The sequence below is a fragment of the Glacieibacterium frigidum genome, from assembly GCF_007097155.1.
Classification (GTDB): Bacteria; Pseudomonadota; Alphaproteobacteria; order Sphingomonadales; family Sphingomonadaceae; genus Glacieibacterium; species Glacieibacterium frigidum.
In genome coordinates this window covers 40,551-59,772 of sequence record NZ_VJWA01000001.1, presented here as the reverse complement: position 1 = coordinate 59,772, position 19,222 = coordinate 40,551, and the positions used below count along the sequence as shown (strand labels likewise).

The 19,222-nt window shown below is 69.3% G+C and carries 26 protein-coding genes; 15 read left to right on the top strand and 11 right to left on the bottom strand.

Features of this window, described 5'->3' with window-relative positions; translation table 11 throughout:
* Nucleotides 1-29: 29 nt before the first annotated feature.
* On the top strand, nt 30-713 hold the full coding sequence (locus FMM06_RS00325) for an OmpA family protein (RefSeq protein ID WP_143554244.1): 684 nt from the start codon (nt 30-32) through the stop codon (nt 711-713).
* On the opposite strand, the gene FMM06_RS00320 is transcribed toward FMM06_RS00325, so the two are convergent.
* The 4 genes from FMM06_RS00320 to pheS are packed head-to-tail and all read right to left on the bottom strand — an operon-like array spanning nt 710 to nt 4,789.
* Nucleotides 710-1,066, bottom strand: a complete 357-nt coding sequence (locus FMM06_RS00320) for a PIN domain-containing protein (protein ID WP_143554243.1) — start codon at nt 1,064-1,066, stop codon at nt 710-712. The two genes, FMM06_RS00325 and FMM06_RS00320, sit on opposite strands and share 4 nt — an antisense overlap.
* Nucleotides 1,063-1,308, bottom strand: coding sequence for a ribbon-helix-helix domain-containing protein (locus FMM06_RS00315; RefSeq protein ID WP_143554242.1), 246 nt, complete (start codon nt 1,306-1,308; stop codon nt 1,063-1,065). Before FMM06_RS00315 ends, FMM06_RS00320 begins: the two co-directional genes overlap by 4 nt.
* 35 nt (nt 1,309-1,343) lie before the next feature.
* Complete coding sequence (pheT, locus tag FMM06_RS00310) at nt 1,344-3,716, bottom strand: phenylalanine--tRNA ligase subunit beta (RefSeq protein WP_143554241.1); 2,373 nt, start codon at nt 3,714-3,716, stop codon at nt 1,344-1,346.
* The gene (gene pheS / locus FMM06_RS00305) at nt 3,713-4,789 is read right to left on the bottom strand and encodes a phenylalanine--tRNA ligase subunit alpha (RefSeq protein WP_143554240.1); all 1,077 of its coding nucleotides are present in this window, start codon (nt 4,787-4,789) and stop codon (nt 3,713-3,715) included. Before pheS ends, pheT begins: the two co-directional genes overlap by 4 nt.
* A gap of 99 nt (nt 4,790-4,888) precedes the next feature.
* Between pheS and FMM06_RS00300 the strand changes: the two genes are divergently transcribed.
* On the top strand, nt 4,889-5,134 hold the full coding sequence (locus tag FMM06_RS00300; protein ID WP_235888976.1) for a glutaredoxin domain-containing protein: 246 nt from the start codon (nt 4,889-4,891) through the stop codon (nt 5,132-5,134).
* A gap of 9 nt (nt 5,135-5,143) precedes the next feature.
* On the opposite strand, the gene FMM06_RS00295 is transcribed toward FMM06_RS00300, so the two are convergent.
* Together FMM06_RS00295 and FMM06_RS00290 are read right to left on the bottom strand one after the other, a co-directional pair.
* Nucleotides 5,144-5,728 (bottom strand): hypothetical protein, encoded by a 585-nt coding sequence (locus tag FMM06_RS00295; RefSeq protein WP_143554239.1) that lies wholly within the window; start codon nt 5,726-5,728, stop codon nt 5,144-5,146.
* A 9-nt stretch (nt 5,729-5,737) separates the two neighbouring features.
* Entirely contained in the window at nt 5,738-6,139 is a 402-nt protein-coding gene (locus FMM06_RS00290) for a tetratricopeptide repeat protein (RefSeq protein WP_143554238.1), read from the bottom strand.
* Nucleotides 6,140-6,419: 280 nt separating this feature from the next.
* Here FMM06_RS00290 and FMM06_RS00285 point away from each other — a divergent pair, with 280 nt between their 5' ends.
* Nucleotides 6,420-7,397 carry a hypothetical protein gene (locus FMM06_RS00285; protein WP_143554237.1) on the top strand — a complete coding sequence of 326 codons (978 nt, stop codon included), beginning with the start codon at nt 6,420-6,422 and terminating at the stop codon, nt 7,395-7,397.
* A gap of 105 nt (nt 7,398-7,502) precedes the next feature.
* Here FMM06_RS00285 and rplT read toward each other — a convergent pair whose 3' ends face one another.
* The 5 genes from rplT to FMM06_RS00260 form a co-directional block, all read right to left on the bottom strand.
* Nucleotides 7,503-7,904: a 50S ribosomal protein L20 gene (gene rplT / locus FMM06_RS00280; protein ID WP_143554236.1), complete on the bottom strand. Its 402-nt coding sequence runs from the start codon at nt 7,902-7,904 to the stop codon at nt 7,503-7,505.
* 14 nt (nt 7,905-7,918) lie between these two features.
* Nucleotides 7,919-8,122, bottom strand: coding sequence for a 50S ribosomal protein L35 (gene rpmI, locus FMM06_RS00275; RefSeq protein ID WP_143554235.1), 204 nt, complete (start codon nt 8,120-8,122; stop codon nt 7,919-7,921).
* Between the two features lie 79 nt (nt 8,123-8,201).
* Entirely contained in the window at nt 8,202-8,501 is a 300-nt protein-coding gene (locus FMM06_RS00270) for a hypothetical protein (protein WP_143554234.1), read from the bottom strand.
* Nucleotides 8,498-8,779 carry a flagellar biosynthesis anti-sigma factor FlgM gene (gene flgM / locus FMM06_RS00265; RefSeq protein WP_143554233.1) on the bottom strand — a complete coding sequence of 94 codons (282 nt, stop codon included), beginning with the start codon at nt 8,777-8,779 and terminating at the stop codon, nt 8,498-8,500. The genes FMM06_RS00270 and flgM overlap by 4 nt, the downstream gene beginning before the upstream one ends.
* Nucleotides 8,780-8,852: 73 nt before the next feature.
* On the bottom strand, nt 8,853-9,245 hold the full coding sequence (locus FMM06_RS00260) for a flagella basal body P-ring formation protein FlgA (RefSeq protein WP_185964978.1): 393 nt from the start codon (nt 9,243-9,245) through the stop codon (nt 8,853-8,855).
* Nucleotides 9,246-9,517: 272 nt separating this feature from the next.
* Between FMM06_RS00260 and FMM06_RS00255 the strand changes: the two genes are divergently transcribed.
* The 12 genes from FMM06_RS00255 to motA all read left to right on the top strand — a co-directional run bounded on the left by FMM06_RS00255 (nt 9,518) and on the right by motA (nt 19,212).
* A complete protein-coding gene (locus FMM06_RS00255) occupies nt 9,518-9,841 on the top strand; it encodes a flagellar basal body rod protein FlgB (RefSeq protein ID WP_143554231.1) in 324 nt (107 codons plus the stop codon).
* Nucleotides 9,838-10,233, top strand: coding sequence for a flagellar basal body rod protein FlgC (gene flgC / locus FMM06_RS00250; protein WP_143554230.1), 396 nt, complete (start codon nt 9,838-9,840; stop codon nt 10,231-10,233). Before FMM06_RS00255 ends, flgC begins: the two co-directional genes overlap by 4 nt.
* Nucleotides 10,230-10,472, top strand: a complete 243-nt coding sequence (locus FMM06_RS00245; RefSeq protein WP_143554229.1) for a flagellar hook assembly protein FlgD — start codon at nt 10,230-10,232, stop codon at nt 10,470-10,472. The genes flgC and FMM06_RS00245 overlap by 4 nt, the downstream gene beginning before the upstream one ends.
* Nucleotides 10,473-10,476: 4 nt before the next feature.
* Nucleotides 10,477-11,766: a flagellar hook protein FlgE gene (locus FMM06_RS00240; RefSeq protein WP_143554228.1), complete on the top strand. Its 1,290-nt coding sequence runs from the start codon at nt 10,477-10,479 to the stop codon at nt 11,764-11,766.
* A 2-nt stretch (nt 11,767-11,768) separates the two neighbouring features.
* Nucleotides 11,769-12,473, top strand: a complete 705-nt coding sequence (locus FMM06_RS00235; protein WP_143554227.1) for a flagellar basal body rod protein FlgF — start codon at nt 11,769-11,771, stop codon at nt 12,471-12,473.
* A gap of 11 nt (nt 12,474-12,484) precedes the next feature.
* A complete protein-coding gene (gene flgG / locus FMM06_RS00230) occupies nt 12,485-13,270 on the top strand; it encodes a flagellar basal-body rod protein FlgG (protein WP_143554226.1) in 786 nt (261 codons plus the stop codon).
* A 16-nt stretch (nt 13,271-13,286) separates the two neighbouring features.
* On the top strand, nt 13,287-13,904 hold the full coding sequence (locus FMM06_RS00225) for a flagellar basal body L-ring protein FlgH (protein WP_143554225.1): 618 nt from the start codon (nt 13,287-13,289) through the stop codon (nt 13,902-13,904).
* 92 nt (nt 13,905-13,996) lie between these two features.
* Nucleotides 13,997-15,037, top strand: coding sequence for a flagellar basal body P-ring protein FlgI (locus FMM06_RS00220; protein ID WP_235888974.1), 1,041 nt, complete (start codon nt 13,997-13,999; stop codon nt 15,035-15,037).
* A 95-nt stretch (nt 15,038-15,132) separates the two neighbouring features.
* Nucleotides 15,133-15,366, top strand: coding sequence for a hypothetical protein (locus FMM06_RS00215; protein WP_143554223.1), 234 nt, complete (start codon nt 15,133-15,135; stop codon nt 15,364-15,366).
* Nucleotides 15,363-17,222, top strand: coding sequence for a FlgK family flagellar hook-associated protein (locus FMM06_RS00210; RefSeq protein WP_143554222.1), 1,860 nt, complete (start codon nt 15,363-15,365; stop codon nt 17,220-17,222). Before FMM06_RS00215 ends, FMM06_RS00210 begins: the two co-directional genes overlap by 4 nt.
* Nucleotides 17,223-17,386: 164 nt before the next feature.
* Nucleotides 17,387-18,274: a flagellin N-terminal helical domain-containing protein gene (locus FMM06_RS00205; protein WP_143554221.1), complete on the top strand. Its 888-nt coding sequence runs from the start codon at nt 17,387-17,389 to the stop codon at nt 18,272-18,274.
* A gap of 74 nt (nt 18,275-18,348) precedes the next feature.
* Complete coding sequence (motA, locus tag FMM06_RS00200; protein ID WP_143554220.1) at nt 18,349-19,212, top strand: flagellar motor stator protein MotA; 864 nt, start codon at nt 18,349-18,351, stop codon at nt 19,210-19,212.
* Nucleotides 19,213-19,222 lie beyond the last annotated feature (10 nt).

Below are 19,222 nucleotides of genomic sequence, written 5' to 3'. Positions count from 1 at the left end.
AGCGCGGCAGCCAATAGGGAGACTTCACGATGTTCAAGCCGCGCGTCCTCGTCATCGCCACCATCGCCTCGCTGGGCCTCGCAGGGTGCGTCACCGACCCCGATACGGGGCAGCAGCGCGTATCGAAGGCGGGCATCGGCGTAGGCGCGGGCGCGGTCACCGGCGCGGTGCTCGGCGCGATCCTCGGCGGCCGCAACAACCGCGCCGAGACGATCATCGGCGCGGGCCTGGGCGCGGTCGCGGGCGGCGCGGTCGGCGGGTACATGGACAGGCAGGAGCGCGAGCTGCGCGCCCGCACCGCGGGCACCGGCGTCGAGGTCGTGCGGCGCGGCGACAATCTCGACCTGCGCATGCCCAGCGGCATCACCTTCGACTTCAACTCGGCTGCCGTGAAGACGCCGTTCCGCGGCACGCTCGACCAGGTCGCGCAGACGCTCGGCAGTTATCAGTCGACCTATGTCGACGTGACTGGCCACACCGATTCGGTCGGCACCGACGCGGTCAACCAGCGCCTGTCCGAGGAGCGTGCCCTGGCGGTCGCGGACTATCTGAGCGCCCGCGGCGTCAACCGCGCCCGCATCGCGACGCGCGGCTTCGGCAAGTCGCAGCCGATCGCGTCGAACGCCGACGAGGCCGGCCGTGCTCAGAACCGCCGCGTCGAGATCCACATCTCGCCGATCGTCGAGGACGATTTCCGCGGGCGCCGGGGTTAGTCGAGCGTGTAGGCGGGCGTTGTCCCAGCGGCGCTCGCCAGCCTCTTGTCGCGCGTGACGATCGGCAGGCCGAGCCTCTGCGCGGTTGCGAGGATCAGGGCGTCCGGCGTCTTGAGCTTGAGCCGATGACGAAGACGCCCGGCGGTATCTGCCAGGGCGCTGTCGATATCGATCGCTTCGAACAGGTCGAGATAGGCACAAGCGCCGATCTCGGCGGCACCCGCGCTGGCTCCAGCGAGCACCTCTGCCCGGGTCACGACGCTGATCACGCGACGCGGTGCCGAGCGCGCGATCTCGCGCGCGGCGGGGTGAGCCTTCAGGCCGTCGATTACGACGCAGCTGTCAAAAATCATTCGGCGGAAACACTGCTATCCCATTCGGCACGCAGCCTTTGCTGCCATTCGAGACCGTCGATCTCGATATGCGACCAGGCGGCGATCGCTTTGTCGAGCACAGCGTCGAAGTCGTCGGGCTGGCTTTCGACGAACTGCTCGAGCGCCTTGCGGACCGTCGCCGCACGCGACCAGTTGCGCCGCCGCGCGATTGTATCGACGCGTCGCAACTGCTCGTCGGGTATATCGATGATCGTCCGCATGACCCGAGTGTAACGTCATCACACGACGTTATCAATCAACCCCGCAGCGTCGCCCCAGCCCTCGCCGCCGCCGCGACGATCTTCGCGGCGAGCGCCTCGATCTCGGCGTCGGTGGGGCTGCGGTCGGCGGGCTGGATGGTGACCGTCAGCGCGAGGCTGACCTGACCCTCCGGCACGCCCGGCCCGGCGAAGCGGTCGAACAGGCGGACGTCGGCGATCAGCGCCTTGTCGGCCCCGCGCACCGCGCGCAGCAGCGCCTCGGCGGGCTGGTCGGCGGGCACGAGGAAGGCGAAGTCGCGCGTCAGCGCCTGAAGCGCCGGCGGGGCATACGACGGGCGGGTGCGCCCGGTCGCGCGCGACGGCGGCACCGCATCGAGGAACAGCTCGGCGACGGCGACGCGACCCTTCAGGTCGAACTGCGCGGCGATACGCGGGTGGAGCTCGCCGAACGCCGCGAGGATCGTCTTCGGGCCGAGGCCGAGGCGGCCCGAACGCCCCGGGTGGTACCAGCCGTCGGCGGGTGGCAGGACCATCAGCCGCTCGACCGGCAGGCCGGCTGCCGCAAGGCCCGCCAGCGCCTCGGCCTTGGCGTCGAGCGCGTCGAACGCCGTTGCAGCGCCGGTCTGCCAGTCGCGGGCGGTACGCTCGCCCGCCAGCACGACGCCCGCAGTCAGCGGCTCGCCCCCGGCCAGATAGCGCCGCCCCAGCTCGAACAGACGGATCGACGACTGGCCGTGCGCGAGGTTGCGCGCGGTCGCCGCCAGCAGTCCGGGCAGCAGCGACGGGCGCATCGCCGCGAGGTCGGCGGAGATCGGATTGGCGAGCGTCCACGCCGCGCCGCCGAAGGGCTCGGCCTGCGCGGGCGGCACGAAGCTCCAGGTGATCGCCTCGTCGAGTCCGCGCGCCGCGAGCGCCCGGCGGACGCCGCGCTCGAGCTTCTGCGCCGCCGTCGCGGTCGGCTTGGCGACGCCGGGGGCGCGTTCGAGCGGTGTCGACGGGACATGCTCGAAGCCGAACAGGCGGACGACCTCCTCGACGATGTCGGCCTCGCCGTCGATATCGCGCCGCCACGACGGCACGCCGACAACCCAGGGCTCACCCATCTCGACGCGGAAGCCGAGGCGGGACAGGATATCGGCCTGCACGTCCTCGGGCACCGCAACCCCGGCGAGACCCAGCGTGCGCTCAGGGCGATACGCGACGGTCAGCGCGGGCTGCGGAATTTCGCCTGCCGTGATCACTTCGGACGCTTCGCCGCCGCACAGGTCGAGCACCATGTGCGTCGCGAGTTCGATCCCGGCGATCAGGAAATCCGGGTCGACGCCGCGTTCGAAGCGCGCGCGCGCATCGGTGAAGATGCCGAGCTTGCGCCCCGTCGCGCCGATCCGTGCGGGATCGAAATAGGCGCACTCGATCAACACGTCGGTCGTCGTCTCGCTGACCCCCGACGCCGCGCCGCCCATGATGCCGCCGATGTCGTGCACCTCGGCCTCGTCGGCGATCACGGTCATCGTCTCGTCGAGCGCATAAGTCTTGCCGTTCAGCGCCACGACGCTCTCGCCGTCCTTCGCGCGCCGTGCGGTCAGCCCGCCGTGCAGCGTCGCGAGGTCATAGACGTGCAGCGGCCGCCCGCGGTCGAATGTGATGAAGTTGGTGATGTCGACCAGTGCCGAGATCGGCTTCTGCCCAACCGCGCGCAGCCGCCGCTGCAGCCAGTCGGGCGACGGGCCGTTGCGCACGCCGCGCACGACTCGCCCCAGGAAGGCGGGGCAGCCGTCGTCGGTCGTGGTGATCGGCACCGGGCACGGGAAAGCACCGGGCACCAGCTCGACCGGCCGGTCCTTGAGCGTGCCGATGCCCTTGGCGGCGAGATCGCGCGCGATGCCCGACACGCCCATGCAATCCTGGCGGTTGGGCGTGATGCCGACGTTGAACACCGGGTCCGACAGCGCGGCATAGGCGGCGTAGGCGGTGCCGACCGGCGCATCGTCGGGCAGTTCGAGGATGCCGTCGTGCTCGTCGGACAGCTGCAACTCGCGCGCCGAGCACATCATGCCAAATGATTCGACGCCGCGGATCGTGGCGGCCTTCAGCGTCAGGTCGCTGCCCGGCACATAGGCGCCCGGCCCGCCGAACACGCCCTTCATGCCGGCACGCGCATTGGGTGCACCGCACACGACCTGCTTCGGCGCGCCGTCGCCGGTATCGACGGTCAGCACCTGCAACTTGTCGGCCTGCGGGTGGCGCGAGGCGGTCAGCACGTGCGCGACGGTGAACGGCGCGAGCGCGGCGGCGGGGTCGGTGACGCCCTCCACCTCCAGCCCAAGGCCGGTCAGCGCGGCGGCGATCTCGTCGACGCTGGCAGTCGTGTCGAGATGGTCCTTCAACCAGCTGAGCGTGAACTTCATGCGCCGATCCCGCCGCTGAGCGTCGGCACGTCGAGCGCGCGGAAGCCGAAATGCTTGAGCCAGCGCAGGTCTGCGTCGAAGCAGGCGCGCAGGTCCGTAATGCCGTACTTGAGCATCGCCAGCCGGTCGATGCCGCAGCCGAAGGCGAAGCCCTGCCACTCGTTGGGATCGAGGCCGCAGGCAGCGATGACGCGCGGGTGCACCATGCCGCTGCCCAGCACCTCGAGCCACGATTCACTGCCGCCGATGCTCAGGCGCCCGCCCGCCCAGGAGCAACCGACATCGACCTCGGCACCGGGCTCGGTGAAAGGGAAATAGCTCGGCCGCAGGCGCAGCGTCACATCGTCGACCTCGAAGAATGCCTTGATGAAGGTTTCCAGCGTCCACTTCAGGTGGCCGAGCGTGATGCCCCGGTCGATGACCAGCCCCTCGACCTGGTGGAACATCGGCGTGTGGGTCGCGTCGCTGTCGCTGCGATACGTCCGCCCCGGCGCGATGATGCGGATCGGCGGCGCCTGCGTCATCATCGTGCGGATCTGCACCGGCGAGGTGTGGGTGCGCAGCAGCATCTTGCGGTCGCTGTCGGCGGCGTTCTGCGGGAAGTAGAAGGTATCGTGCATCGCCCGCGCCGGGTGGCTCTCGGGAATGTTGAGCGCGGTGAAATTATGCCAGTCGTCCTCGATCTCCGGGCCGGTCGCGACCGCGAAACCCAGGTCGGCGAAGATCTCCGCCAGCTCGTCGAACACCTGGCTGATCGGGTGGATCGTGCCGGTCGGCCGCTCGGGCGCGGGCAGCGTCATGTCGAGCCGCTCGGTCGCCAGCCGCGCGTCGAGCGCGGCGGCCTCCAGCTCGCCCTTGCGTGCCGCGATCGCCCCCGCGACGACCTCGCGCAGCGCGTTGAGCCGCGGACCCTCGACCAGCCGCGCGTCGGGCGCCATGCCCCCCAGCGTCTTCATCAACGCGGTCACCGACCCCGCCTTGCCGAGCGCAGCGACGCGCACCGCCTCCAGCGCGTCGAGCGTGTCGGCGGCGGCGATGTGGGCGAGAAGGTCGTGTTCAAGCGTTTCGGTCATGGCGCGAGGCTGGTAGCCGCTGGGGGCCGAAAACGAAACCCCGGTGGGGCCTGCGCCGGCACCCGCGCGTTTCCCTCGCCCATTCGAAAGGCGACCCCCATGAGCAGCGCAATCCTCTACCGCATGGTCCTCCCCGATCATGTCTGCCCGTTCGGCGTGGCCGCGCACCAGCTGCTGCAGGACGGCGGCTACGAGGTCGACGATCGTTTGCTGCAGACGCGCGAGGAGGTCGACGCGTTCAAGGAAGAACACGGCGTCGACACCACGCCGCAAATCTTCATCGACGACGAGCGGATCGGCGGCAGTGACGAGCTGCGCGCGTATCTCAGCGACCGGGCCGGGTAGCCTGCCCGCTCACATCTTCAGCGTGCCTGCAAGCTGGCGGAATTTCTCGAGATCGCGGTCGAAGAAATAGATCGCGGGGGCTTCGTAGGTCGTCAGATACAGCTGCCCCTTGACGATCGCTCCCATCGCCTCCCCCTTGCGCTCGACATCGTCGGCGCGGACGTAGCGATAGGTGAAGCGAACGCCCTTGTGGCCGCCGACGGTGGCCGGTTCGATCGTGTCGACGTTGAACTGGCTGACGAGGCCGCGGCTGCGGTAGCTGGTTTCGAGCAGCACAGGGATGTCGGTGATCAGCATGTTGGGCGTGACGCGCGGCAGCGGCTGCTTCTTCTTGTCGAACTCACGGAAAAGCGGCTCGCCGACCGCGATGCCGCCGAAGAAAACGACTCGGTTGAGGTCGGGACCGTCGAGCGTCCAGGTTTCGGCCTTCTTGCTCTCACGCGCGCTCAGCCGGTTCCACTCGCTCGTCGGGGCCGCGGAAAAGCTCGACTTGGCGATGCCGGTTGCAGGTCCCGGCGCGACAAGCGAGTTGGCGAGCGCAGGGACTGCGGCCAGCAGCGCAGCGAGTGACAAAGCGAAGCGAAGGCTGGTCATCGTCGATCCCTAGTTGGCGAGCAGCGCAGCGATCGCCTTGGCGTCGCCGGCGTCGGGCTTAAGGCGGAGATATTCGGAAAGAGACTGTTTCGCACCGCTAGGCTGGCCGCTGCGCAGCAGAGACAGGCCGAGGTCGCGGTGCACTTCGGGTGCGGTGTAGCCCGCCTTGAGTGCGTCGCCGTAGAATTGCGAAGCGGTCACGAGATCGCGGGGCTCGCCCCGCCGCCGGTACAACTCGCCGCGCGCATAGAGGAGATCACCCGACCAGCCGCTGCTCGCGGCCAACTGGCCGAGCAGATAGTCCAAGCCGCCGAAATCATTGAGGCTCACCTGCGCATTCAGAAAACGCGGCAGATGCGGCGCGATCGCCGCCCGATGCGATGCGACACCGGGGTCGCCCGGGTCGTTCATCGACGCTACCGCTGCGGCGAGCGTCGCCGCCTACTTCAGGCTGACCGGGTGCGATGCGAAGAAGCCCGCCGTAGCGCTGCGTCCACTTGAGCTTGCGCCTGGCCATCGTCGCATCGTCCTCGGCCATGACGTGCCGCCACAGCTCGGCCGCAGCGGTCGCGGCAGAGGGCGAGCGCCGAAAGATACCATGGGGCGAGCAGGTATCGCGGTTGCGGAGTTGGCGGATAGACCCTGAATGTTGGGTGCTGGACACAAGGATTAACTCCTCACACACTTCAGGATGAGCGAATCAACCAGTGTCGACAAAGCGGTATTTCTGTCCCCTCTCGCCGAGGCGCTGCATGGTAAACGACTTGGCGCAACACAGTCGAGAGTCAGCGACCTTCTGGTCGGATATTCTATCCTTTCCCGTCGTCTACAACGCGCACTTAAACGGTGCCTAGCATCTTTGGAGGTTTATCAGAGTAGTCGGCAAAATGAAGGTTGGGATAAAAGCAGCAAAGGTAACACAAACGACCATCTAGATGATTTTCTAGACGTAGTCTATGCTGCATCCGAACTCTTCGAACTATATGAAACCGAGATAATTAAATTGCTAAATCCGTCGAGCAAGATACAAAACGAGTACCGCACTATTGTACGTAAATTAAAGCGATTTTCTACCATTCTTTGTAACAAATGTAAGCACAACTACGCGTTTCTGCAGTCAATAGAAATTACATACGAGTCGGGGGAAATAGCATGCGGTTACGTTGTGTACCATATGAGAGACAATGTTGCCGTAATAGTTTCAGATATATCGCCACCTATGCAGGCGTTTTCTCTAGTTTGGTCTCTAAATAGAGTTGTCACTGATATTTTGCAAACAGATATGGCGGTTGCAGATCTGATCAATTCTATGACCGCTAAAGGGAATGAGGAGCTGGTTTCACTTACTTATACGCTCCCCTACTTACTGGAGCTGCAAGCGATAGAAAGACTGCCGGCTATAGGTGTACCCAAAGAGTCCAGCGTGGCCAGAATTACAATTGACCCGCGGGAGTTTGTAAATATCGAAGGTCCGAGCCCCAAAACCAGGTTTTTCGGCCGTGGAAAGATGCGAGTGTTTGTTGATCTGATCGCCCCGGCTACAGCCGTTCGCTTGCCATATGTCGAGGGTGAAATGAAGGTCACATACAAGCGTGAAAATGATCCGCATCAGCCTGTGCCAGCGTTCTTCCGCGTCGTTCTCGCAGACGTGGAAGTGACGGACGACTAGATGCGCCAAGTTCTACCAGTCGAATAAGCAAGGCATTGCGGCACACGAAAAATGGCGCGGATGGCCGGCAAGCCATCCGCGCCCCTTGTTCTTCGTAACCGCTATTTAGGCGGCGACGCCCGCAACCGGACCGGTCTGCTTCGGCGCCTGCACGTCGAGGACCGACTGCACCTGCGCGATGATCGCGCGGAATGCCTCGGGCTCGTGCATCGCGATATCGGCCATGACCTTGCGGTCGAGCTCGATGCCCGCGAGCTTCACGCCGTGCATGAAGCGGCCGTAGGTCAGGCCCATCTCGCGAACCGCGGCGTTGATCCGCTGGATCCACAGCGCGCGGAAGTTGCGCTTGTTCACCTTGCGGTCGCGGTACGCGTACTGGCCGGCCTTTTCGACGGCCTGACGCGCGATGCGGATAGTGTTCTTGCGACGGCCGTAATAGCCCTTCGCCTGGTCGAGGACCCGCTTGTGGCGGGCATGGGACGTAACGCCCCTCTTAACGCGTGCCATTTCCTAGGCCTCCCTTAACCGAGACCGTACGGGGCCCACAGCTTGATCGTCCGTGCGTCTGCATCGGAAATCACCGTGGTGCCGCGGTTCTGGCGGATGTACTTCGAGGTGTGGTGGATCAGGCGGTGGCGCTTGCCGGCGACACCATGCTTGACCTTGCCGGAAGCGGTGATCTTGAATCGCTTCTTGACCCCGCTCTTGGTCTTCAACTTGGGCATTTCGGTCTCCTAAAGACGCGCTTTCGAATCGCCACGGCAGCCCAATACGGCCGGGCGATTCAGTTTCGCGAGCGCGGGCCTATAGAGACGTTCGCCCGTCGCGTCCATAGCACAGGGCGGGGCCGCGCCCGGCGGCGGTCGCCAGCGCGGCGAGGCGGCGCTCGATACCGGCGGCCTTGGTGCGGACGCGGGCAGCGGCAAGCGCGTTCAAGGCTTGCGCGGTTTCCACCTGCGCGCGGGTCGGCGCCTCGCGCAAGCCGCCGAGTGCCGCAAGCTTGGCCGTCGTCGCAGCCTCAATCGTGTCGGCATTGTCGCCGTCGAGCGCCGCGAGTTCGGCGCGCAGCGCGGCGAGCAGCACCTCGAACGGCGGCTCGCTCATTTGCCCGGTAGATCGAGCGCGATCATCGCGTCGGCGATGCGCGCGGGGTCGACCGTGTAGCTGCCCGCCGCGGTCTGGCTCTTCAGCGCCGCCACCTTCGCGGTGTCGACCGGAGGTGCGGCGGCGAGGTCGCGCGCCGCTTGTGCAGTCGGCGACAAGGCGAGCGGATCGGGTGCGCGCGTCACGGCAAGCGCCGGCGACGTAGCGGTCGCGGCACTGCGCGCGTTGCCGGGCTCGAGAGCCGCAGCGCGGGTCGTGGTGATCGGGGGTACGTTCATCGAGCAAACTCCACGCAGGCACCGGCGATACGCCCGGGCCCTTCACCCACGATAACGGCGGGGCGCCGAGAGTTTAAAGGCCCGCTAACCATATTTCGCCGTCGTCGCGCAGCTCGGCCTGCAGGCGCTCGCCTGTAGCCCGGTTGCGCAGGCGCAGGCGCGCACCGGGCGCAGCGTCGGTTTCGGCGATCGCCGCGACGCTGATCCGGTAGCCGGGGCCACCCGCGACGACCGCGACGACGTCGCCGCGCCGCACGACGGGCGCGGCGCGGGCGGCGTTGCCCGCGACGGGGACGAACAGCCGCCAGCCGGGCGAGGCGCAGCTGACGCTGACCGCGCCACGTCCGGGCGGCACCCAGGCGATGACCGGCGTCGCCGCGCAGTCAGGAGGCGCGAGGCGCGGGTCGAGGGTGACGGGCTGGCCGGTGAAGGCGGCGATCTGCGCGGCGAGGGCGGCGGCGAGCATGGCGGGGTCTCCTTTCAGGGGGACGCTGCAAGGAGTGGGCCACTTCTCGCGGGGAACGGTCGTCATGCTGGCGAATGCCAGCACCCATGGCGGTGCGAGACGCGCAAACCGGGCTTGCTCGACAGTGGGTGCTGGCGTTCGCCAGCATGACGGCTGAACGATCGAGGCACCGCATTGCCGCCCACCCGGCAACCCCTTGCCGGTCACCACCCGGCCGCCCCGCCGTCCCCCTCGACAAACCCACTTGGCACACGCCTTGCACAGCGTTCGCCATGACGACGCCAGATCCCCTGTTCGGCATTCATGGCCGGGCGCTCGAAGTCCGCCAGGCGCGGCTCGGGCTGCTCGCGTCGAACATCGCCAATGCCGCGACGCCGGGGTTCAAGGCGCGCGATCTCGATTTCCGTGCCGCACTCGATGGCGCGAAGGCCGAGCGCTACCGCATCCCCGTGCAGGCGTCGCTCGACGGCAATTCGGTCGAGCTGTCGGTCGAACAGGCGCAATTCGCGCAGAACGCCGTGCAGTACCGCACCACCCTCGCCTTCCTGAACGGCCGCGTCGGCACGATCATGACCGCGCTGAGGGGCGGAGAATGAGCGCGCTGACGGTCTTCGATATCGCCGGCCGCGCGATGTCGGCGCAGCTCGTGCGCCTCAACACGGTCGCGTCGAACCTCGCCAACGCCGGGTCGGCCGCGGGGTCCGAGGCGGGCGCCTATCGCGCGCTCAAACCCGTCTTCGCGACCGAATACTCAGGCTCGCTCGCCACGGTCGACGTCGAGCGCATCGCCAACGGCAGCGCGCCCGAACGCCGTCACGACCCGACCCACCCGCTCGCCGATGCGGCTGGCGACGTCTGGGTGGCGCGCGTCGACACCAACCAGGAGCTGATCGAGATGACCGAGACCGCGCGCCAGTACGCCAACAACGTCGAGGTCATGGCGACCGCCAAGTCCTTGATCCTGGATACTTTGAGGATGGGCAAATGATCGATTCCATCGGCCTTCGCACGCAGACCGCCGCGGCGCCCGTCCACAAGACGACGCTCGGCCAGTCGGATTTCCTCGCGCTGATGTCGGCGCAGCTGAAGAACCAGGACCCGACCAAGCCCGTCGATAACAGCGAGTATGTCTCGCAGATGGCGCAGTTCTCGCAGGTTTCGGGCCTCGGCGAGATCAGCGCCAAGCTCGACACGCTGATCGCCGCCACATTAGCCGCGAAGGAATAGCGCCATGTCGTTCTTCACCTCCCTGACCGGCCTCAACGCCGCGCAGACCGAACTCGCGACGGTGTCCAACAACATCGCCAACACCGGCACCAACGGCTTCAAGAAGTCGCGCGTCGCGTTCGGCGACATCATCGCCTCGTCGCCGCTGCAGAACCCCGCGCGGGTCATCGGGAGCGGCACCGCGGTGCGCAGCGTCGCGCAGCAGTTCCAGCAGGGGGCGATCCAGACTTCGGACAACGCCCTCGACCTCGCGATCTCGGGCCAGGGCTTCTTCACCGTGAAGGGCGAGGACGGCGGCGCGGTGTTCACGCGCAACGGCGCCTTCGCGGTCACCGCCGACCGCTTCGTCGTCGATGCGGCAGGGCGGCGGCTGCAGCTGTTCCCGACCACTGCCGACGGCAATGTCCGCACAACCCAGCTCGACGCCACGCTCGCGGCTCAGCTGCCGCTGACTTCGGGCGCGCCGCAGGCGACGGGGGTAGTCAAGCTGACGGTCAACCTGCCCGCCAGCGCGCCGATCATCCCGGCCAAGCCGATCTATACCGCGACCAACGCCTATGCGTTCGATCGCAACGATGCGGCGACCTACAACAACGCGACCTCGACGACGGTCTACGACGCGCTCGGCAATCCGCTTCCGGCGACCGTCTATTACGTCAAGACCGCCGCGCCGACGACGGCCGCGCCCGTCCACCAGTGGACCGCCTACACCTATGTCGGCGACACGGCGCTGACCCGCGGCGGCGTCGCGGGGCAGACGCTGACCTTCGACGCCGGCGGCGTGCTGACCGCGCCGACCGCAGCGGTGGCGTTCGACCCCTTCACGCCGCCCGACAGCGGCGAGGCGCAGGTCGTCGCGATCGACCATGGCAGCCTGACGACGCAGCAATCGGGGCCGTTCACCGTCTCGACGATAACCCAGGACGGCTATGCCACCGGCCAACTCGAAAGCGTCGCGGTCGACGCCGCGGGCAAGCTGCAGGCGAGCTTTTCCAACGGCGTCGTGCAGGTCATCGGCAAGGTCGCGATGGCGGTCTTCGCCAACCCGCAGGGTCTGAAACAGACCGGCGACGCGAGTTACCTGACCACGCCGCAGTCGGGCGCGCCGCTGACCGCCGAGGCCGGCCAGGGCGGCGCCGGCACCATCCTGTCGGGCAGCCTCGAACGCTCGAACGTCGACCTGACCGAGGAACTTGTCGGGCTGATCACCGCGCAGCGTAACTTCCAGACCAATGCGAAGGCGATCGAGACCTCGTCGACGCTGCTGTCGACGATCATCAACATCCGCAACTGATCATGGACCGGCTGATCTATACCGCGCTGACCGCGATGCGGACCAGCCAAGCCGCGCAGGCGATCACCGCGAACAACCTCGCCAACGCCTCGACGCCGGGCTTCCGGCGCGAACTCGCGAGCGTCGCCGCGCACTGGCTCGACGGCGGCGATGCGACGCGCGCCCAGGCGGACGGGATCGTGCGCACCGCGATGCTCGAAGGCGGCGCGATGACCGCGACGGGCAAGGACACCGACATCGCGGTCGACGGACGCGGCTGGATCGCGGTGCGTACCGCCGACGGCGCCGAAAGCTATACGCGGCGCGGCGACCTGCGCGTCTCGGCTGACGGTGTCCTCGAAACCGGCGAGGGCGACGCGGTGCTGGGCGAGGGCGGGCCACTGACCGTGCCGAGCGGCGTCGCGCTGAGCATCGCGCCCGACGGAACGGTGTCGGCAGGCGGGGTCGTCGCGGGCCGCATAAGGCTCGTCGACGGCACGGGTCTTATCAAGCGGCCCGACGGGCGTTTCGGCACAGCGGCACCGCTCGACGCCGATCCCGGCGTGCGGCTGCGCGGCGGCACCCTCGAAGGGTCGAACGTCGGCACCGCGGCGACGCTCGTCGAACTGCTCGAGCAGTCGCGCGGCTTCGAGGGCGTCACCCGCCTGCTGCGCATGACGCGCGAGATCGACGAGGGCGGCGCGCGCCTGATGCGCCTCGACAATTAGGAGACCCGAGGATGACCGCCGCCCTGCAGATCGCGCGTTCGGGCCTCGACGCCCTCGACGCGCGAATGAAGACGATCAGCAACAATCTCGCGAACGTGAATACCACGGGCTTTAAGCGCGACCGCGCGAGCTTCGCGACGATGATGTACCAGACCGCGCGCGAGGCGGGCAGCCCGGCGGGCGGCGACCAGCAATATGCCGCTGCACTCGGCACCGGCACCGGCGTGCGCGTGACCGGCAGCGAGCGCATCCATGCACAGGGGGCGCTGACCCCAACCGACAATGCCCTCGACCTGGGCATTGAGGGCGGCGGCTTCTTCGCGGTGACGCGCCCGGACGGCACCCAGGCCTATACCCGCGACGGTGCCTTCAAGCTCGACGCCGAGGGGCGGCTGGTCACCGCCAGCGGCGAGCGACTGAACCCTGAGATCATCATCCCCGACGGCGCCACCGCGATCACCATCGCCCCCGATGGCTCCGTCTCGGCGCGCCTCGCGGGCGACACCGCGGCACAGGAACTGGGGCAGATCCAGCTGACGCGCTTTCTGAATCCCGGCGGCCTGCTGCCGCTGGGCGGCAATCTCTACGGCGAGACGGCGGGCAGCGGCGCCGCGCAGGCGGGTGCACCGGGGGCGGACGGCACGGGGTCGATCCGCCAGGGCAGCCTGGAAGGGTCGAACGTCAGCACCGTGCAGGAACTGGTCGACATGATCGAGACCCAGCGCGCGTACGAGGTCAACGCGAAGGTGATCAACGCCGCCGACGAGATGGCGCGCTATGTCACGCAGAATGTTTAGGTTTGCGCCCCTGCTTATGCTGGGAGGCTGCGCCCTGACCCCCTTCGCGAGCACCCCGCCCGTCCCCGCGACGCTCGCCGAGGCGCCGCCGCCGCTGCCGCCGACGGGCAGCCTGTTCGACGCGCGGCGCTATGCGGCGCTGGCGGGCGACGACCGGGCGGCGCGGGTCGGCGACCTGCTGACCATCCGCCTCGTCGAGCGTACGCGCGCGTCCAAGTCCGCCAGCGCCGACGCCAGCCGCGACGGCAAGACGAGCATCGACCTGCCGACCGCCAAGCCGTTTTCCTTCATCCCTAAAGGATTGCTCCGCGGCGGATCGAATCAGATTTTCAAGGGTAGCGGGGCCGCGGCGCAGGACAATCTGTTGTCGGGCGAGATCGCCGTCACGGTGCGCGAGCGCCTGCCCGGCGGCATATTGCGCGTCGCGGGCGAAAAGCGCCTGACGCTCAACCGCGGCGAGGAGCAGGTCCAGCTGACCGGCCTCGTCCGCATCGCCGACATCGCGCCCGACAACAGCGTCGTCTCGACCCGCGTCGCCGACGCGCGCATCCGCTATTCGGGCACGGGGCAGGTGGCGGACCAGAGTCGCCAGGGCTGGCTGGCGCGCTTCTTCGCGAAGGTGTCGCCGTTGTGATCTTTCTTTTGCCGTCATCCCGGCGAAAACCGGGACCCATTTCCCGCTGCTGGAGATGGGTCCCGGCTTTCGCCGGGATGACGGCGTTGGGCATGAGCGCCCCCGCCCACGCCGACCGCATCAAGGACATTGCGACCTTCGGCGGCGTCCGCGCCAACGCGCTGACCGGCTACGGCATCGTCGTCGGGCTGACCGGCACCGGTGACGACAATCTCGACTATACCGTCCAGTCGATGCGCAGCGCGGCGCAGCGCTTCGGCGTCACCCTGCCACCGGGCATCGCGCCCGGCCTGAAGAACGCCGCCGCGGTGATCGTGACCGCCGAACTGCCCGCCTTCGCCAAGCCGGGGCAGCGCCTCGACGTCACCGTGTCGGCGCTCGGCAAGGCCAAGTCGCTGCGTGGCGGCACGCTGCTGCTGTCGCCGCTGCTCGGCGCCGACGGCGAGGCCTATGCGCTGGCGCAGGGCAATCTGTCGGTCGGCGGCTTCGGCGCGGAGGGGCGCGACGGGTCGAAGCTGGTGGTCAACACGCCGTCGTCGGGGCGCATCCCGGGCGGCGCGAGCGTCGAGCGCGCGGTACCCTCCCCCTTCGCCGACGGCGACGCGCTGACACTGGACCTTCGCGAGCCCGACTTCACCACCGCGCAGAGCATTGCCCGCACCATCGGCCCGGCGGCGCAGGCGGTCGACGCGACGACGGTCCGCATCGCTGCCCCGCCGGGCTTGCGCGAGCGCATCGCGCTGGCCGCACGCATCGAGACGCTCGACATCGCGGTCGACGCGCCGCCCGCGCGCGTCGTCGTCAATGCCCGCACCGGCACGGTGGTGATCGGCGCGGGCGTCCGCGTCCTGCCCACCGCGATCGCGCACGGCAGCCTGACCGTGCGTGTCACCGAGATGCTGAGCGCGAGCCAGCCCAACCCCGAGGCCGCGGGGCGCACCGTCGTCGTGCCCAGGTTGGACGTCGCGGTCGAGGCACCCCCGGCGCGCGCCGCGCTGTTCGCGCCGGGCGTCGCTTTGGCCGACATCGTGCGGGCGATCAACGCGCTGGGGGTCGCGCCGGGGGATCTCGTGGCGATTCTCGAGGCGCTGAAGGCGGCGGGTGCGCTGCGGGCGGAGCTGGTGGTGATATGATTGGCGTCGATCTTCCCCCCTTCCGCTTGCACGAGGGGCCGGGGGTGGGTGCGAGCCGCTTGGCGAGCCCTCTCTTTGCAGCGAAAGCGCAGCAAGTGCTGCGCACCCACCCCCAACCCCTCCCTGAAGAGGGAGGGGGGCAGAGAACCGTCGCCCGCGATTTCGAAGCTCTGTTCATCGCCCAGATGCTCAAGGCCGCCCGCTCGGCGCAGCTCACCGACGACCCCCTCGCCCCCGACGACGGCGCGTTCCGCGACGCGCAGGACCGCGACCTCGCGCAGCGCCTCGCCACTGCCGCGCCGCTCGGCGTCGCGAAGCTGCTGAAATGACCGACCTCATCGCCCTCGGCGCGGCGGGCGTGCGGGCCTATGCGCGCGGGCTGGAGGTGGTCGGCGACAATGTCGCGAACGCCGAATCGCCGGGCTATGTGCGCCGCACGATCACCCCCGCCTCGGCACGCGCCGGGCCGGGCACGCCGCTGTCGCGCGATCTCGCGAGCGCCGGCGGGGTCGATCCCGGCATCGCGACGCGGGCGTACGACGCGCTGAAGGCCAAGGCGGCGCGCAACGCCGGTGGCGACGCGGCACGGCTCGACGCACGCGCCGACTGGCTGACGCGGCTGCAGGCGACCGTGGGTGGCGACACCGCACGGCTCGATGGCGCGCTTGGCGGCTTCTACGACGGCGCGCAGGACCTCGCGGCGAATCCGCGCTCGACCGCGGCACGGACGATCTTCCTCGACCGGGCCGACCAGGCGGCGGCGGCGTTCCGGGGAGCTGCGGAGTCGATCGACGGCCTGCAGAGCGACCTCGCGGCAGCCACAGAGGCAGCGACGAGCGAGGTCAACGGGCTCACGACCTCGCTCGCCGCGGTCAACGTCGAGCTCAAGCGCGCCTCGGGCAGCCGGACGACCGGGGGCGCCGCGGCGAACGCGCTGCTCGACGAGCGCGACCGGCTGCTGGCAGCGCTGAGCGGCTTCGTGCGGATCGGCGTGACCGAGGGCAAGGGCGGCGTGGTGACGGTCACCGCGGGCGACGGCCCCGCCGCCCCTGCGCTGGTCGACGGTGGCACGGCGACGCGGATCGCGGTGCGCGACGGTGCTAACGGCGCGGAACTGGTGCTCGACCCCGGGCACGACGCGCGCGCCATCCGCCTGCCCGCGAGCGGCACATTGTCGGGCCTGATCGAGGCGGCGCGCGCGGGCCGCGAGATCTTGGCCAGTCTCGACACGCTCGCCGCGCGCTTCGCGGAAGCCGCGAACAGCATCCATGCGGGCGGCGTCGACGCGACGGGGGCGGACGGAGGCACATTGTTCGCGACGCGCAGCCTCGGCGTCGTGCCCGGCGCGGCGAACGCGGGCGATGCGAGCGTGCGGGTCGAGATCGCCGATGGTGCGACGCTCGGCGACGGCTATGTGCTGCGGCGCGCCGGGAGCGGCTGGATGCTGGCGCGCGCCGATGGGTCGGGGACGGTGAGCGGGACGGCGACGCTGACCCTCGACGGCGTCACGGTGACGCCCGGCGCGGGCGCACGCGACGGCGACTCGTTCGCGCTTGTCGCGCGGGACGGCGCGGGGGGCATTGCGCTGCGGCCGCTGTCGGCGGCGCAGGTCGCGGTGTCGGCACGCTGGCTGGGGGACGGCGCCGCGAGCAATGCCGGCACCGGGCGGCTGACTGTGACGCTCGACGACAGCGCCGCCGGGCTGCCCGCAATTGGTGCCTATGCCCTGCGCGCCACGGCGGGCGGCTTCGACGTGCTCGACACGGGCGGCGCGGTGCTCGGCAGCTATCCGACCGGGGCGGCAGTCGCGGGCGCGGGGTTCAGCTTCCGCGTCGACGGCGCGCCCGCGGTCGGCGATACCTTCCGCATCGTCCGCGCCGGCGCGTCGAGCGCCGACAGCGGCACGGTCCGCGACCTGCTCGCCAGCCGCGACGTGGGCATCGAGGACGACCTCGACGCGACCGTCGCGGGGCTGGCGAGCCGCCTGTCCGAAACCCTGCGCCTCGGCGAGGCGGCGTCCGCGCTGGCGAGCGACGCGAAGCGCGCGCAGGACGCGGTGTCGGGGGTCGATCTCGACGCCGAGGCGGCCGAGCTGACGCGGCTGCAGGCGGCCTACAAGGCAAGCGCGCAGGTCATGGCGACGGCACGCGCGCTGTTCGACGAACTGCTGGCGGTGGCGCGGTGAGCGCCGCCGCGAGCAGCTCACCCTCCCCTGCGGGGAGGGTCGGAGAGACGCCGCGCAGCGGCGGCCCCGGGGTGGGAAATGTCCCCCGCGCGAAGGCCCCACCCCCGGGCCGCGCTTCGCGCGTCTCTCGCCCCTCCCCTGAAGGGGAGGGGTAGGCGGTGCAAGTGAACACCCGCGCCAGCCACGACGCCCGCGTCGCGCGGATGGGCGACCTGCAGCGCCAGCTCGACACCGAGCAGGGCCGCATCGCCACCGGCAAGCGCATCACCAAACCCTCCGACGACCCCGTCGCGAACGGCATCGCGGCGCGCCTCAAGCGCGTTGCGGCGGCGGGCGAGACCCAGCTGCGCGCCCTCGACGGCGCGGCGAGCCGGCTGAGCGCCACCGATGTCGCGCTGGGCAGCGCGGCGCGGGTCATGCAGCGCGCGCAGGAAGTGGCGTTGCTCGGCAGCACCGCGACGCTGAATGCCGCCGACCGCGCGACGCTCGCGGCCGAAGCCGTGTCGCTGGGCGAGCAGTTGCTGGAGATCGCCAATCGCACCGCCGCCGACGGCACGCCGCTGTTCGGCGGGGCGAAGGGCACCGGCCCGGCGTTCGCGCGCGACGCTGCGGGGGACGTGGCATGGCAGGGCACCGGCACGCCGCCCGTAATCGCGCTGGGCAGCGCGACGGTTCCGACAGGGACGGACGCGCGCGCCTTCGCAGGCCCCGACGGCGACGCCTTCGCTTTGCTCGACGATCTCGCCGCCGCGCTGACCGCGCCCGACGCGACCCGCGCCGATGCGCTGTCGGCCAGCCTCACCGGCCTCACGGTGGCGACGACGCGCATTGCCGATGCGCAAGCGGGAATCGGCAACCTCGGGGCCCGCGTCGAGGCCGAGACCGAGCGGCTGCGCAGCGACGGGCTGCGCCTCGCCGACGACCTGTCGAAGGTCGAGGGGCTCGACCTCGCCGCGGCGATCGCGCGGCTGCAGCGCCTGGCGACGGTCCTCGAGGCGACGCAGGCGAGCTTTGTCCGCCTGAACGCGCTCTCGCTGTGGGAACGCCTCTGACCCTCAAGCAACGCAACACCGCGCCGTAACTGGGCTCGACGGACGGGCGTTTGGGTCGGTCGGCGGGAGGGCGCATGGTCTCGGTAATCGGCCTGATCGTGCTGTTCGTCATGGTGTTCGGTGGCTTTGCGTTAACCGGCGGCAACCTCGGCGTGGTGATGCACGCTCTCCCCCACGAGATGCTCATCATCGGCGGGGCTGCCGCCGGAGCGACGCTTATCTCCACCGATATCAAGGGTATCAAGGCGATCGGCGGCGGCTTCGTCGCGATCTTCAAGGGGCCGCGCTACAAGCGCGCCGACTACTCCGCCGCGATCTACCTGACCGCGCGGCTGATGAAGATGCTGAAGACCGACGGCGCGGTGGCGGTCGAGCCGCATATCGAGGATCCCGCGACGAGCGCGATCTTCGCCGAATATCCGCAGTTCCTGAAGGACAAGCATTTCCTGCACCTGCTGACCGACAGCCTGCGGCTGCTCGTCGTGTCGACCGGCGGGGTCAGCCCGCAGGCGGTCGAGGACGTCATCGATTCGGCGATCGAGACGCACCATTCCCATGCCTATCTGCCCGTCGAGCGGCTGACGACCCTGTCCGACGCGCTGCCCGCGCTGGGCATCGTCGCCGCGGTGCTGGGCGTCGTGAAGACGATGGGGTCGATCGACCAGCCGCCGGCGATCCTGGGCGGCATGATCGGCTCGGCGCTGGTCGGCACCTTCCTGGGGGTGCTGCTCAGCTACGGCATCGTCGGGCCGTGTGCGGCGCGGCTGAAGTCGGTGCTCGATGCCGATCACGAGATCTACCTCGTCATCCGCCGTGTCATCGTCGCGTCGCTCAAAGGCCAGCCGCAGCCGCTGGTCATCGAGGCGGCGCGCACCGCGATCGCGCCTGCCAACCAGCCGACGTTCAGCGAGGTGTTCGACGGCATGAGGGCGCGGTGAGCGCCCGACC